This window comes from Listeria sp. SHR_NRA_18, from assembly GCF_003856515.1.
Classification (GTDB): domain Bacteria; phylum Bacillota; class Bacilli; order Lactobacillales; family Listeriaceae; genus Listeria_A; species Listeria_A newyorkensis.
The window spans coordinates 275,836-290,427 of the sequence record NZ_QPKR01000001.1 but is presented as its reverse complement, the minus strand read 5'-3'; the positions used below and the strand labels follow the sequence as shown (position 1 = coordinate 290,427).

Sequence of the window (14,592 nt, the reverse complement as noted above, 5' to 3'; positions counted from 1 at the left end):
GTCTAAACGGGCCGTTTCAACTTTTCACTATACTTCCATTATAATCGGCAATATCATCGGTCTGCGCTTCGTTTGTTCAAACAAGTACCGGTTCAGTTGGTCGCGGATGTCTTGTTTTAACTTCGCCCATTCGAATTCTTTGTCTTGTAGGTTTTTCTCGACAATCTTCGTCACTACTTCGGAGGATTTCTCAAGTAAATGCTCGGATTCGCGAACGTAGATGAACCCGCGTGAGATAATTTCTGGTCCGGAGATGATGGCTTTGGATTTGCGGTTCAATGTGACAACGACGATGAAAATGCCGTCTTCGGATAGCAATTTACGATCGCGTAATACGATATTCCCTACATCTCCCACTCCAAGTCCGTCAATTAATGTGTTCCCTGCAAAAACGCGATTTCCAGCGGTCATGCGGCCATTTTTATATTCGATAACTTCACCTTTTCCAGCTACAAATACGTTTGACTTCGGAATGCCGACTTGGTACGCTAATTTCGCGTGAGCAATCAACATGCGGTATTCGCCGTGAACTGGGATGAAGTATTTTGGTTTCATTAAGTTTAGCATTAATTTTAAATCGTCTTGACTACCGTGACCAGATACGAATAAATCGCGGTTCATCGTTAGTACCGTTGCATCCGCTTTGTACAGCATATCAATCGTTTTCGACAAAATCGTTTCGGATGACGGCGATGGCGTTGTTGTGATGTAGATGGTATCGCCTTTTTCGACGTTTACTTTTGGATGCTTGCCTTGTGTCATCAGTTGCAGCGATTGGATTGGTTCTCCGAGATTACCTGTTTCGATGATAACTAACTTGTCTTGTGGCAGTTTTTTCGCTTCTTTTAGTGGAATAACGAGATCTTCGCTTTGTAGCTGAATCTTGTTTAATTTCACGGAGATGTCAAAAACGCGTTCTAATTCTTTCCCGACAATTGCTACTTTGCGGTTTGTCGCGAATGATGCGTCAAGAACTTGTTGTAAACGAACCAAATTAGAGGCGACACACGCGACGATAACGCGACCTGGCGCGGAATGGAAAGCGTGGCGAATCTCTTCGTCAATAAGGCTGTCACTGGATGTAGCGCCAGCATGTTCCGCTTCAGAGCTATCGGATAGTAAAGCGAGAACTCCTTTTTCGCCGATTTCAGCGATGCGTCCTAGACTCGTTTCATATCCTGGTTTTGCGGATTGGTCGAATTTGAAATCGCCGGTGTAGACAATCGCGCCTTCGCTTGTATTTAACACAATCCCCACGGAATCAGGAATCGAATGCGTTGTACGGAAAAACTCTACGTCCACATTCGGGAACGATAATTTCGATTTTTCGTCAACAATATGGAAGTCATTGAAGCGAACTTTTTTGTGTTCTTTTAAAGCAGCTTTAACGAGCGCAATAGTCAGTTCTGTACCGTAAATTGGTGCTTTAATTTTGGCAAGAATGTACGGCAAAGCTCCGATTGCGTCTTCGTGACCGTGCGTAAGGATAATAGCCTCGATCCGGTCTTGATTGTCCTCTAAGTATTTAATGTCTGGAATAACGACGTCGATGCCCAATAGTTCGTCTTCTGGGAACATCAAACCTGCATCCATAATATAAATAGATTCATCCACTTCTGCCACGTATAAATTCTTTCCACTTTCATCAACACCGCCAAGTGGGATAATCTTAATGTGTTTTGCTTTTTTAATTGTCAAAGTTATTCCTCCTTCCTCTTATTTCAAATAATTTTTGAATACTGTTTCAATGGTTGCTATCTCTGTTTCTGTTAACGGCGCGAGTGGCAAGCGTACGTGCCCAACGTCAACGCCGAGTTTGTTGACCATATGTTTCACTGGAGTTGGATTTGGCGCGATGAATAGCGTATTCATTAACGGTACCAGTTTGCCATGAATCTCTGCAGCTTTTTTCGTGTCGCCTTCATCAAAAGCGCGAAGCATCGTCTGCATTTCAGGCCCGATAACGTGACTCGCAACCGAGATAACACCAGCCCCACCAAGCGCATAAATCGGCAACGTGAAGCTGTCATCACCACTATACACCGCGAAATCATCGCCAGTTTCTGCAATAATTTTCGTGATATTGTCAAAATTACCGCTGGATTCTTTAACCGCGACGATGTTCTCGATTTTGGAAAGTTCGATAATCGTTTCTGGCTCAATATTCACAATCGAACGACTCGGAATGTTATAGATGATAACTGGTAACGTCGTCGCCTCTGCAATGGCCGCAAAATGGGCGTAAAGTCCAGCTTGGTTTGGCTTATTATAGTAAGGCGCCACGATCAAAACCGCGTCAATTCCGCCGATTTCTTCCACTTCTTTCGTGAAGGTAATCGTTTCTGCCGTGTTGTTCGAACCCGTCCCTGCAATGATTTTCGCGCGACCTTGGTTTGTTTCCACAACTTGTTTGAACAGCTTGATTTTTTCTTCATGCGAAATCGTTGGAGATTCACCCGTCGTCCCCGCTACTACAAGTCCATCCGACCCGTTTTCAATGAGGTGGTTGACTAAGCGATGAATCCTTTTTTTGCACACTTTATCTTTCTCGGAATTGTACGGCGTCACCATTGCTGTCACTACTTTTCCAAAATCCATTATGTTATTCCTCCTCCAACTCATTTTCAATACAAAACTCGTCATGAAGTGCGTTCACGGCGGCGATTAAATCGGTTTCTTCAACTAGAATCCAAACCGTTGTATGACTATCTGCAGACTGCAAAATAGCGATGTTTTTCGCGGATAGGGCGGACACGATTTTGGCGGTAACTCCTGGAACACCGGCGATGCCGGCGCCAACGATGGAGACTTTCGCGCAGTTCTCGGTCGTTTCTGCCTCGTAGGATGCTTCTTTTAAAAGTGTCAACACATGCTCTCGCTTTCGTTCGGGCACGGTGAACACGATCTCGTTTGTCGATATATTGATAAAATCTAAACTGATACTTGCCTCAGCCAAAATTGCGAAAGCTTTCTGCTGGGTATGCACATTATCCGTTTTAACACGAAGCTGCGTCAAGTTCGTCACATGCGCAATCCCCGTAACAAGGCGTTCTTTCACGTCAAAGCGACCACTGACCTCGGTTTGCGATGTTACCAGCGTACCCTCACCCTTCAAATAGGTCGAGCGAATGCGAAGCGGAATCTTGGCTTGCATCGCGATCTCAACAGCGCGCGGATGAATCACTTTGGCGCCTTGATAAGCCATGTTGCTCACTTCATTATAGCTGACAGTCGGCAACGAACGCGCATTTTTCACGATGCGCGGATCAGCCGTATACATGCCGTCGACGTCCGTAAAAATATCGATTCGCTCAGCGGCAAGTGCGACGCCAAGCGCTGCGGCAGAAGTATCGCTCCCACCACGGCCAAGCGTTGTAATATCACCATTCGGCGCGCTTCCTTGAAAACCAGCCACAACGACAATATCCACCGTCTCCAATGTTTCACGCAAACGCGTCACGTCAACCTCGGAAATTTTGCCCGCCGTATACTCGCCAGACGTCCGGATACCAGCTTGCGCGCCTGAAAACGCCGTTGCCTTGATATCAGCCTCCAAAAGCATGTTGGTAAATACGGCAGTAGAAATCGTTTCGCCGACGGAAAGCAACATATCTTGTTCGCGTAACGACAACCGCGTTTCCTTCGCGCCAATCAGCTCTAACAGCGTATCCGTCGCATATGGATCGCCTAACCTGCCAATTGCCGAAACAACGACGACCACTTTATAGCCCTGATCGATCGAATTTTGTAAATGATTAAATGCAAGCTGGCGGGACTCCTCGTTCTGAACGGAAGTCCCACCAAATTTTTGCACGATAATTTTCATTCGTTACACCTCAATTATTTCGCGTTTTTCAGATGATTTCTTGTTCGATTAAAGATTCAGCAATTTGAATCGAATTCCAAGCGGCACCTTTTAACAAATTATCCGATACGATCCACATGTGGAACCCTTTCGAATCGTCTAAGTCGTGACGAACACGCCCTACGAAAACCTCTTTTTTGCCAGCCGAACTCGCTGCATGTGGGTAAACTTGGTTCGCTGTATCATCTTCCAAAACAACACCAGGAGCGTTGCGTAAAAGCGCTTGAATCTCAGAAACCTTCACGTTATCTTGCTCCACTTCAATATAAACAGACTCCGAATGGCCCGTAATAACTGGAATACGCACACACGTTGCGGCTACTTTCATCGACGCATCACTCATGATTTTCTTCGTTTCATTGACCATCTTCATCTCTTCGTATGTATAGTCATTATCCGTGAAAACATCAATTTGTGGCAACGCATTAAACGCGATTTGGAAATGTTTCTTGTCACCCTTCACCGGCATCACAGCAGGCGTAAACTCTTCCCCACTCAAAATGGCTTGGGACTGCATTTGGAGCTCCTCAATCGCTTGAATACCAGAACCAGAAACGGCTTGATAAGTCGACACAATAATCCGGTTTAGGCCGTAAGCCGCACGAATCGGTTGCAGCGCCGCGACCATTTGAATCGTCGAACAGTTCGGGTTCGCAATAATGCCCTTATGATCACGCAAAGCCTCAGGATTCACCTCAGGAACAACCAGCGGCACATCAGGATGCATCCGGAACGCACTCGTATTATCGATCACAATCGCACCATGCGCCACAGCATCTTTCGCAAAACGCTCAGAAATAGAACCGCCAGCACTAAACAAAGCGATATCCACACCCGCAAAACTCTCAGGCGTCGCTTCCTTAATCACGACTTCCTCCCCGCGGAACGTCAATTTTTTACCAGCAGAACGCGCCGAAGATAAAAACGAAACTTCCTTTATCGGAAACGTCACATCTTCCAGTAATTGAATCATTTGAGTCCCAACAGCGCCAGTCGCACCAACAACGGCTAAGTGATAACTTTTTGTCATTCTATTTCCCCCTTGGATTTGATATATTTTGTCGAAAAAGGAAAACAGTGCTCCTTCCTCGGACTTCGTTTTTTCACATTTAACTTATCATACCATAAAAAGCGGTAATTATCAGGTTTTTGCACGGGATTTTGAGGAGAAATTGAAAATTTTTATCCTAGCTGAAAACCTGTTTGCATTTTTTCTGCATTTTACGCATGATTTTTCATTATAAAATAGTTCTTGTAAGACAAACATAAATAGAGAATTGGAGTTGGCAACAATGGATGAAATGGTAAAAACAGTACAAAGTTGGTTGAACAAAACATATCAAGGTTATATCGCAAAAGGCGATTATCAAACGATTCCTGAGAACGGGAAAACAGGATGGACGACAGTGTATGCGTTAACGCGCGCCCTTCAAATCGAGCTTGGCATCTCACCTACCGCGGATAATTTCGGGCCGGGAACGGAGAAAGCATTCAAGCCGCTGACAATCGGAGCAAGTGACGCCAAACCGAGCAATATCAACTATATTCTGCAAGGCGCATTCTACTGCAAAGGCTACAGCCCGGGCGGTTTCACTGGTATATTCGGTGGACAAACGCAAATCGCCGTTAAAATGTTCCAAAAAGACGCCGGACTCGCGACGCAAGATGGTGTTGTATCGACAATTATTATGAAATCCCTGCTTAACATGAGCGCATTCCAGACGGTAAGCGGTGGCAATATCGCCGTTCGCACCGTTCAGCAAAATCTAAATCGAGATTACAGCGCTTGGATTGGTGCACTCGTTCCGTGCGATGGTTTATACGGCCGCGACACGAACACCTCGCTGATTTACGCCCTTCAAAAAGAAGAAGGTATGGCGCGCACGACGGCGAACGGTAATTTTGGGCCCGGAACGACGACCAATCTGACAAATCTGATCCCTACTTTTACATCGAACAAGGCGCTCGTTCTACTTTTGCAATACAGTCTCGCGTGTAACGGCCTGCCAATCAATCAATTTAGCGGCACATACGATGCGGAGACGACGAATCTGGTGAAGCGCTATCAAGAATTTATGAAAATGAGCATCACGACTGGCGCGATTAATATGGGTACGTTCAAAGCGCTGCTATCGAGTGCTGGCGATACGAACCGAAGCGCGACTGCCTGCGATACTTCTTACGTCCTGAATACCGACCAAATCGATACCTTATGGAATGCCGGTTACCGCTACGTTGGCCGCTATTTAACAGGAAATGTCATCCGCGGCGGCGTTCGAGTGCCGAAAGCGATGAACCAGACAGAAATCGCAGCAATCCTGAAAAAAGGCCTGAAAATCTTCCCAATCTATCAAGATGGCGGCTATGAAATCCCATATTTCGAGGTCCCACTTCAAGGCATTAGCGACGGCTATAAAGCCATTGATGCCGCATACAATCTCGGTTTCCCAGCAGGAACAACGATTTATTTCGCAGTTGATCTCGACGCCTACGACTATCAAATTACAGATTTAATCATACCCTACTTCCAAAACCTACGCGCCGCATTCAAGCAAAATCAAGATTTGCGTTCCTACCAAATCGGCGTCTACGGAGCCCGCAATGTATGTAGTCGCCTGAAAAACGCAGGCCTCGTCGATAACGTCTTCGTTGCCGACATGTCCACCGGATTCAGCGGCAACCTAGGCTTCCCGATACCTGACGACTGGGCATTCGACCAATATTTCGAAATGTCAATCGGCACAGGCAACGGAAAATTAGACATCGATAAAGTCACGTATTCCGGCGCAGACAAAGCCGTTTCCGTCGTGACCCCACCACCAGTGAGCGATACACCGAGTTCCGCCGCGATTAACCGTGCACGTTTGATGAGGATTCGTGATGTGTTGTATGGAAATTCGAGTTTGGCCGCGCTAGTCGATGATAAAGTTACATTTGAACTAGAATTAGAGAAAACTAACTCGCGTGTAATTTCTCCAAATCTTGCTGTTACATTTAAAGCTAGTGCAAAGCTAATTAACCCAGGTGACGGTGGCACAACTGTATCTGTAAAAGATGGAAAAGTCAGTGCTTCTTTTGAAAAAGAATTAGCAAACTGGACTGGCTCCCTATCATCCGAAGAATCTGAGAACACACAAAAACTCATTGCAGATTTAGCAGCAAAAGTTGTCCTTGGAGACATTACTATAAAATGGTCCCCTGCGAAAGATTTTATAACTGTTTCAATTATTGCAAATGTACCAGAAATTGAAGTTACAGATAAATACAAAACAAATGCTTCTATGAGTATAACGCTTATCATTGATAACAAAAACAAAGACTTAGATTCACAATGGGATGCCATCACAAGCACAGTAACTGATGGTGTTTGGAAAACCGGAGCAGTGGCCGCATTCGTGTACGCATTATATGGAGTTAGTGTATTTGGTGGAGGTTTGCTGGCACCCATAGTAATTGGTCTAGTAGGAATTGGCCTTCTAATTAAAGATTTTCTAGACAAATCATCTACTAAATAATACTATTAAATCTACATCCGTTGTATAATGGATGTAGATTTTTAATTTACATAAGGAGGTCAAATTTTTGGAAGCATCTAAACTTGAGTTAACTAAACTCGCACAGCTGGTTACTTTTCTTGAAAACGATTCATCCGACATAAAAACAATACTTTATAATTTGAACCAATTAAGTACCGAAGAACTAGAGAGTGTGCAATCATATTTTTCAGGAAGTGGTTTTCGAACCTTTTCAAAAACATTCCTGCAAATTTCTATGGCTTCCTTCATTTCTGGGATGACCGTGTTCTTTTTCGTAAAATTCCAAGCAGAATTACTAGTTTTTTTCCTTGGAATCGCTTATTTATTAGCATGTATATTAATCTTCTTCCGTTCCACTTTAAAAGCCCCTACAAAATCCTTTTTGGAAATTGCAATAAACAGAGGTAAGTATGATCGAATTATCAGTTTGACAGCTATTATTTTAGATGAACGATATAGAGAAGATTTTCAAAACGCTTTAGAAACTCCCTCTGATTTTAAATAAAATTAATTATTCTCATCACCCATAGATACTATACTTGTGATGTAGTTTACAACAGGAGGTCAACCATTTGATAATTATAAAAAATGACTTAGAACCTTTTTCCAAGCTACTTTCAATTGTTAAGGAGCAAGCTAACGATATCACAGCATTAAACGAAACATTAGATTCTTTGTCACTGGAAGAACTAGAACGAACTAAAGCCTACTTTTCTGGAACAGGTACAAGAACATCATTTCATCAACTGAGAGCAGTAATTATTGGTTCTTTTATAGCAGGTATGATGATTTTTATCCTCAACATGTTTCAAGAGTATTTCTTTGTAGCTGTTGTTGCGTTTATGTTTCTACTAGCTTGTGTCATTGAATTATTCAGAACAGCCCTGACTTTTCCAGTTAAGACAAGCGTATCGTTAGCCTATGCCCGAGGTAAATATGATCGTGTTGTGGGCCTCATTGATATTATCTTAGCCGAACGTTACGCAGAAGTACGAAAAAATAGTATGAAATCTTGATTTACCACACACCCAAGGAGGTACATAAATGAAAGCATCCAAAACCGAATTAGATAACTTCACAAAACTTTTAGTTGGTTTAATCGCACAAGCAGATAATATTGAAGCCATTTGCTATGCGCTAAACAGACTGACTCTAACAGAACTAGAAAAAGTGAAAACCTATTTTTCAGGAAGCGGTACGCGAGTCGCATTCATTAGACAAAGTGAGATTATCATAGGAACCTTTGTCTCCGGCATGATGATTTTTATTTATAATATGTACCAAACTAATTTTTTCATGTCCACCTTTTCCGAATTTTTATTTGTATATTGTCTATTAAGCTTTATCCGTCTATTTTTTGCCAGAAAACCCATTCGTCAGCATGTAAAACTTGCCTATAATCGAGCTAAATTTGATCGTATTGTTTCGCTCGCTGATATCATCCTTAACAGTCGCTATGAAAAGGAATTGCAAAATACCGTAGATAAATTCGTCTCTACCGACAACTCTGAAAGAAAATCACAGGAGGCGCATTTTCTTGAAAATATCTAAATCAGAACATATGAAATTTTCTCAGCAATTCTCCATTATTGAAAAGCATGCAGATGACGAGAATATGTTAACCGAAGTCTTAGAAGAAATGCCACTAGAAGATTTGGAGCACCTAAGAGCATATCTTTCTGGTACAATGTCTCTCACACCCTATTCACATATTAAGTCAATTTTTATGTATTCGTTTGTAGGAATGTCTGTCATCTATCTTATATTCTTATATCAAACAAATACTTGGCTTTCCTTTACGGCAATCATCTTACTCTTAGTAGTCGAATTTAGATTATTTCAAGTTGCCTATAGTCCACCAGTTAATACACATGTCATATTGGCCCATCGCAGACGAAAATACGATCGAATTGTCCAAGTCATCGAGACCATTCTGAAAAAACGTTACCTAAAAGAATTACAAAATGCAGTCATTAATTTCTAAACTAAAGCATCGATAAACGCTATTATATCAGCGCTTACCGATGCTTTTTTGCTATCTAAAATAAAAATAAAGATGGGCGATTTCAGACAGGTTTGGACGTGAAATCCGTTGTATAATAGAACTATATTAAAGATGAATGGAGGTCATAATATGACAACAGCAACTAAAACCATGCCGAAAGAAATTTATCGTTATATCGAGCATGAGCTTATCAATTATCCCCGAATGATAGAACGTATCAATGAGTTAACAAAATACTTACAACACGAGAAAAATCCGCAGTCCCCTACCTACAACACGCTTCATCTGGACATTAGAATTGAAAGGCTCTCAACCGTAGTCCGATGTATAGAAAATGTCATCCGTAATCTGAACTCGCTCGGTGATCCATACCAAGAATTCATTAAACTACGATATTGGCGCACCAATTCCAACACAACAATGGAAGGCATCGCACAAAAAATCCACGTAAGCCGACGAACTGCCTATAATATGCAAAACCGAATTATTCAGATGGTTGCGAGTGAATTAGGTGAGTGGAATTAACCCTATTTAGTATAAACCATGAATAATTTCAAACTATTATGCAAAAAAATTAAAAATGGCAAATTAGCCAAGTAAAGTTAGTTTGTATCAGAATTGGGAATAAAAATATCCCATACATGCGATTATGACAAATTAATCCATATTATCCTTAGAAATAATGTGGGTCTTATATAGATTATAGTTGTAATTATAACCAGTTAACAGTATGATATGTATAGTTCTATTTGCTATATACATATTGTTGATTAGGGAGTAGTTCAAAAAAAGAATGATGGGAGAGAATGTAATGAGTTTTAGAAAAAGAGTTTTACCATTTTTATTGATTGTAGGGTTTGTATTTGCGGGGGTATTAGGGGTTTCATCAACTGAGGCATTTGCAATGGCTTCAAAAGGATCTTCGAAAATTGCTTTTCACACTGATGCTAATAATTACTCAAAAAGTGCAACAACTATTGATGTAATTGGTAAAAATCCATTTGATACTGTAGTAGTTGAGCTATACAAAAAAGGAGATTCTAAATTTTACAAACGTATAGATGTTTATAAAGCTGGTACTTACAAAGTTTCATTTTCATTAAAGGGGCTTAAAGCAGGTCAATATGATGTCCATGTAAATTCAGACTGGTCATACCTGGCATTTCATGCAGAACTTACACATTACCTAAATGTACAAAGATAATCCAAGAAAGAATCTAAACAAAGGTTCTTTAGACTAGAAAAATACACACCAAAAATCTGAAATAAGATTTTTGGTGTGTATTTTTGTGTTATAGAAACTATCTTTTCGCTGTACTATTAGTCATTCAGTTTAGATTGCGCAGCTGCAGCCGCTGCTTTGTTATTAATTGGTTGATCAACCTTTGATGAATCTTTACCGGCTTCTGCTCTTTCTTTTTTCAAATCATAATATGCTTCAAATATTTCCTCAGAAATTTTCATATTAACCTTAGGGTCTGTACTTCCATTATCTCTATATCCCCAAGGAACTACTACAGCAATAGATATCTCTGGTTTCTCAGCTGGAGCATATCCGACAAATGTTGTATTCCAAACACTCGCCATTGCATTTCCTTTTTTAGGACCATCATAAAATGCTTGAGCTGTACCTGTTTTACCTGCAACTTCAACAGGAACATCATTAAAGTATTTATTTCCTGTACCATTTCCACCATGAGTAACTTCATAAAAACCTTTTTGAACCTCTTTAATCGCCGACGTTGGAGCGCCAATTTGATTTAAGATTTTTGGTTCAATCTCTGTCGCTACCTTTCCGACAGTATCTCCATTTGTACTTGGATCACGAATTTCTTTCAGCATCGTTGGTTCGATTCGAGAACCACCATTTGCAATAGTAGCTCCATATTGAGCTAATTGTAATGGTGTATACGAGTCATACTGACCAATGGAAAAATCGAGAATTTTACCCATCGTTTTGTCATCACCCTTAAAGCCCACTTGTTCTCCTGGAAGGTCAATACCAGTCTTAACCCCTAATCCAAACTGATTATAATAATATCTCATCTTATCAAATGTATCTGGTGATGCTCGGAATGGACCTTTATAAACATATTTTGCTCCCGCCATCTTCATTGATGTTTGATACATATACGAATTTGATGATATTTCCAAAGCTCCCACTGGATCAAGTGATAGAGAACGCTCTCCATTACGATTAAACCATGAGCTTTTTGGTCTAGTACCTTTAAATTCAATTGGTTGGTCTACAAAAACCGTATCCTCCGTGATAGCTCCGTCCATTATTCCACCTAATACAGTCGCACCTTTTACAGCAGATCCCATATTGTAAGCTGAGGTAAAGTTGCCAAGTGAATAGTCTTCATACTCACCTTTATCATTAATCAGTTGTCCAGCTAGTGCCAATACTTGCCCAGTATATGGATCCATAGCCACCGCAAATGCACGGTCGAATAAATCAGAGCTTCCAGCAGACTTGCCAATCCTCATATTCTTCTTCAAAATCTCTTCAATCTTCTTCTGCAACTCAACATCCACAGACAAGACTAAATCCTTACCTTTAGAACCTTCATATTTCTCAACCGTCTCAATAATATTCCCACTACTATCCAGAACACTATTTGACTTCGATTTCTGTCCGGCTAGCACAGATTCATACTGCGCTTCCAAATAACTACGGCCAACGCGGTCATTTCGGCTGTAACCTTGTGCTAAGTAATAATCCACTTTGTCACTCGGAATCCCTTGTTTCTCCGTCGACACGCTTCCTAAAATCGAGCGCAATGTTTCGTCATACGTATAAAAACGATTCCAGTCTGTCGTCGTATCCACGCCTGGCAAGCTTTCCAAGTTCTCACTTACCCTCGCGATTTCCGCATCCGTCACGCCTTTACTTTTCAGCGCAACTTGCGATAACGCGTAACCTGCCGTCATCTTCTTGTAAATCGTCGCGATACGTTTATCATCGTCGGTCAAACTAGCCAAATCGTCTTTCGTCACGCCTGCGATTTGTTTCTTGTATACTTTTCCACCGTCCAAAGCTTGATCAGCCTTGCTAAGACGTGCTAATGATTCTTTCTCATGCGTCAAAATCCAATAATCTTGCAAATCGCGTTCCGTTAATTTCTCCGGCGTGATTGCGACCAGTTTATCCAATTTCTTCGCAACAGCGATCATTTCCGTTGCCTGTGTTTTCTGACTACGCGTATACGTGATCGATTTCACCGCAGAATTTCCCACTAACAGGTTATAATTCCGGTCGTAAATAACACCGCGCGGCACGTTTTTCGTCACGCTGACATCATCCGTTTCCTCTAATTGACGCTTATACGTTTCCCCTTGAACGATTTGAACCACACCTAGGCGCAAAATCAAGGCCGAGAATAATATAAAAATCACGAAAAATAGGATGTTCAAGCGCAGTGGAATCACTTGCCTTTTCTTCTTCGGTTTGTCGGTCTTTTTAATAAATCTATTTTTCACGTGTCACAATCCTTCCTTTTTCAGCACTCATCTACCTCTATTGTATCCGAATTTTGGCGAGATTACCACTAGAGTTTGATGAGAAAATCATTAAGAAAAGTTAAAGGCATCTTTAGATTTGTAATTCCATGCAGAAATAGTATAAGACAATACTCTAAGCACGCAAAAAAACGCCTAGCCCATCATTGGGTAAGACGAAGATTATGCTTTAAACAAATTGAGCGAAAGCGTTTGTATTCAGGGAATTTGGTGGAAGCCGGAAGCGGTGTGTACGATTTGTACATGATGACTGAAAGCAGAGAGGGAGTCGTATCCCCGACCATGCGAGAAGTTAAGCGAAACTGCTCTTGTGTAGCAGAACCGCAAAGATGTACCGCATCCTTGTTCTAAATCTTCAGAAGGAACGCCTATTCGAGATGCTCATAGGCATATTGGGGCTGTAACTCATTTCATTTCGAACAGCCCCAACAATGCGAGCGCTTGTCGCCAATTTATTTAGCTTATAGACAAATTAAAATTATTTAGCAGCAGCGAAGTTTTCGCCAGCTTTATTCCAATCTACTACATTCCAGAAAGTTTTGATGTATTCTGGACGAACGTTTTGGAATTTCAAGTAGTACGCGTGCTCCCAAACGTCAAGACCGATAACTGGTGTGTAGCCTTCTGTTAGCGGTGAATCTTGGTTTGCTGTAGAGATGATTGACAATTTGCCATCTTTCACTACTAGCCACGCCCAACCAGAACCGAAACGTGCCACGCCTGAATCAGCGAATTTCGTTTTGAATTCCTCGAAGCTACCGAATGTTGCGTTGATCGCATCTGCTAAAGCGCCAGATGGTTCGCCGCCACCTTGTGGGCTAAGAATTTCCCAGAAGAATGTGTGGTTCGCATGTCCCCCGCCGTTGTTACGAACAGCAGTACGGATGTTTTCAGGAACACTATTTAAGTCAGCAACCAAGTCCTCGATAGATTTAGCAGCTAAATCGTCATGTCCTTTTAATGCATCATTTAATTTCGTTACGTACGTTTGATGATGTTTCGAATAGTGAATCTCCATTGTTTCTTTATCAAAATTCGGCTCCAAAGCATCGTATGTGTAAGCTAATTTAGGTAATTCATATGTCATAATAAAAACTCCTCCTTGATATATGTTTATTCGAAAAAGCAAGCACTTCCAATTGAGATACTTAGTCCACTTTTCCCTACAAGTACAAGGTTATCACTACAAGACGATGGTTGCAATTTAAATGCTTAACTAAAAAAGCTTAGCTAACCCCGAAGCTAGATTTGAAAAATGAATGGTCTAGCTTTTTAGGTTATCAAGCACTTCATGAAAACTTGTTGTTAAGTATTCTTGCCTCATACTCACCATATGTATCGATGTCTTGAAGGTATTTACGTTCCAAAGCACGCCGTTTCCTCTCCTCTGAACTTGCAATTCTAGCCAAAAACCTCTCTGCATCCTTGCCAGTCACTTTCGGGATTTCTTGTGTATAAATTGCCATATGCTCACCTTCCTTCTCATTCATTATAGCGTTATTTCTATAAAAATAATACTCCCAACAATTGCAATCTCCCCTATTTAAAGCTATTATAAAGGAGAGACTGGAACGAAATCCAAGCAAGATAGAAAATCGCCTTACCTTTTTTTGAGTAAGACGAAAATAGTGCTATATACAAATCGAGCGAAAGCGTTTGTATTC

At 41.4% G+C, this 14,592-nt stretch carries 14 protein-coding genes; 7 read left to right on the top strand and 7 right to left on the bottom strand.

The genetic code is table 11. The features are described from left to right. Positions 1 to 27 precede the first annotated feature (27 nt). Genes DUK53_RS01500 through DUK53_RS01485 form a run of 4 tightly spaced genes read right to left on the bottom strand, consistent with a single transcriptional unit; the run spans position 28 to position 4,895 of the window. Complete coding sequence (locus DUK53_RS01500) at positions 28 to 1,698, bottom strand: ribonuclease J (protein WP_036094098.1); 1,671 nt, start codon at positions 1,696 to 1,698, stop codon at positions 28 to 30. A gap of 18 nt (positions 1,699 to 1,716) precedes the next feature. Then, complete coding sequence (dapA, locus tag DUK53_RS01495; RefSeq protein ID WP_036131211.1) at positions 1,717 to 2,598, bottom strand: 4-hydroxy-tetrahydrodipicolinate synthase; 882 nt, start codon at positions 2,596 to 2,598, stop codon at positions 1,717 to 1,719. Positions 2,599 to 2,602: 4 nt separating this feature from the next. Next, on the bottom strand, positions 2,603 to 3,826 hold the full coding sequence (gene dapG, locus DUK53_RS01490) for an aspartate kinase (RefSeq protein WP_036094104.1): 1,224 nt from the start codon (positions 3,824 to 3,826) through the stop codon (positions 2,603 to 2,605). Positions 3,827 to 3,854: 28 nt separating this feature from the next. Then, positions 3,855 to 4,895, bottom strand: coding sequence for an aspartate-semialdehyde dehydrogenase (locus tag DUK53_RS01485; RefSeq protein WP_036131214.1), 1,041 nt, complete (start codon positions 4,893 to 4,895; stop codon positions 3,855 to 3,857). A gap of 262 nt (positions 4,896 to 5,157) precedes the next feature. Here DUK53_RS01485 and DUK53_RS01480 point away from each other — a divergent pair, with 262 nt between their 5' ends. The 7 genes from DUK53_RS01480 (at position 5,158) to DUK53_RS01450 (ending at position 10,610) form a co-directional block, all read left to right on the top strand. After that, entirely contained in the window at positions 5,158 to 7,380 is a 2,223-nt protein-coding gene (locus DUK53_RS01480; protein ID WP_052164865.1) for a glycoside hydrolase domain-containing protein, read from the top strand. A 67-nt stretch (positions 7,381 to 7,447) separates the two neighbouring features. Beyond that, positions 7,448 to 7,906, top strand: coding sequence for a hypothetical protein (locus tag DUK53_RS01475; protein ID WP_036131218.1), 459 nt, complete (start codon positions 7,448 to 7,450; stop codon positions 7,904 to 7,906). A gap of 67 nt (positions 7,907 to 7,973) precedes the next feature. Continuing rightward, the gene (locus tag DUK53_RS01470; protein ID WP_036131221.1) at positions 7,974 to 8,417 is read left to right on the top strand and encodes a hypothetical protein; all 444 of its coding nucleotides are present in this window, start codon (positions 7,974 to 7,976) and stop codon (positions 8,415 to 8,417) included. 28 nt (positions 8,418 to 8,445) lie between these two features. Then, the gene (locus DUK53_RS01465; RefSeq protein WP_036131224.1) at positions 8,446 to 8,952 is read left to right on the top strand and encodes a hypothetical protein; all 507 of its coding nucleotides are present in this window, start codon (positions 8,446 to 8,448) and stop codon (positions 8,950 to 8,952) included. Further along, entirely contained in the window at positions 8,939 to 9,385 is a 447-nt protein-coding gene (locus DUK53_RS01460) for a hypothetical protein (RefSeq protein WP_036131227.1), read from the top strand. Before DUK53_RS01465 ends, DUK53_RS01460 begins: the two co-directional genes overlap by 14 nt. Before the next feature lie 150 nt (positions 9,386 to 9,535). Further along, entirely contained in the window at positions 9,536 to 9,931 is a 396-nt protein-coding gene (locus DUK53_RS01455; protein ID WP_036131230.1) for a hypothetical protein, read from the top strand. A 286-nt stretch (positions 9,932 to 10,217) separates the two neighbouring features. Next, on the top strand, positions 10,218 to 10,610 hold the full coding sequence (locus DUK53_RS01450; protein WP_036131234.1) for a hypothetical protein: 393 nt from the start codon (positions 10,218 to 10,220) through the stop codon (positions 10,608 to 10,610). A gap of 116 nt (positions 10,611 to 10,726) precedes the next feature. On the opposite strand, the gene DUK53_RS01445 is transcribed toward DUK53_RS01450, so the two are convergent. From DUK53_RS01445 to DUK53_RS17450, 3 genes are all read right to left on the bottom strand, one after another. Continuing rightward, positions 10,727 to 12,889 (bottom strand): peptidoglycan D,D-transpeptidase FtsI family protein, encoded by a 2,163-nt coding sequence (locus tag DUK53_RS01445; RefSeq protein ID WP_036094123.1) that lies wholly within the window; start codon positions 12,887 to 12,889, stop codon positions 10,727 to 10,729. 517 nt (positions 12,890 to 13,406) lie between these two features. Next, on the bottom strand, positions 13,407 to 14,015 hold the full coding sequence (locus DUK53_RS01440) for a superoxide dismutase (protein WP_036131237.1): 609 nt from the start codon (positions 14,013 to 14,015) through the stop codon (positions 13,407 to 13,409). A gap of 202 nt (positions 14,016 to 14,217) precedes the next feature. Then, positions 14,218 to 14,394 carry a hypothetical protein gene (locus DUK53_RS17450; protein ID WP_156110585.1) on the bottom strand — a complete coding sequence of 59 codons (177 nt, stop codon included), beginning with the start codon at positions 14,392 to 14,394 and terminating at the stop codon, positions 14,218 to 14,220. Positions 14,395 to 14,592: the final 198 nt, after the last annotated feature.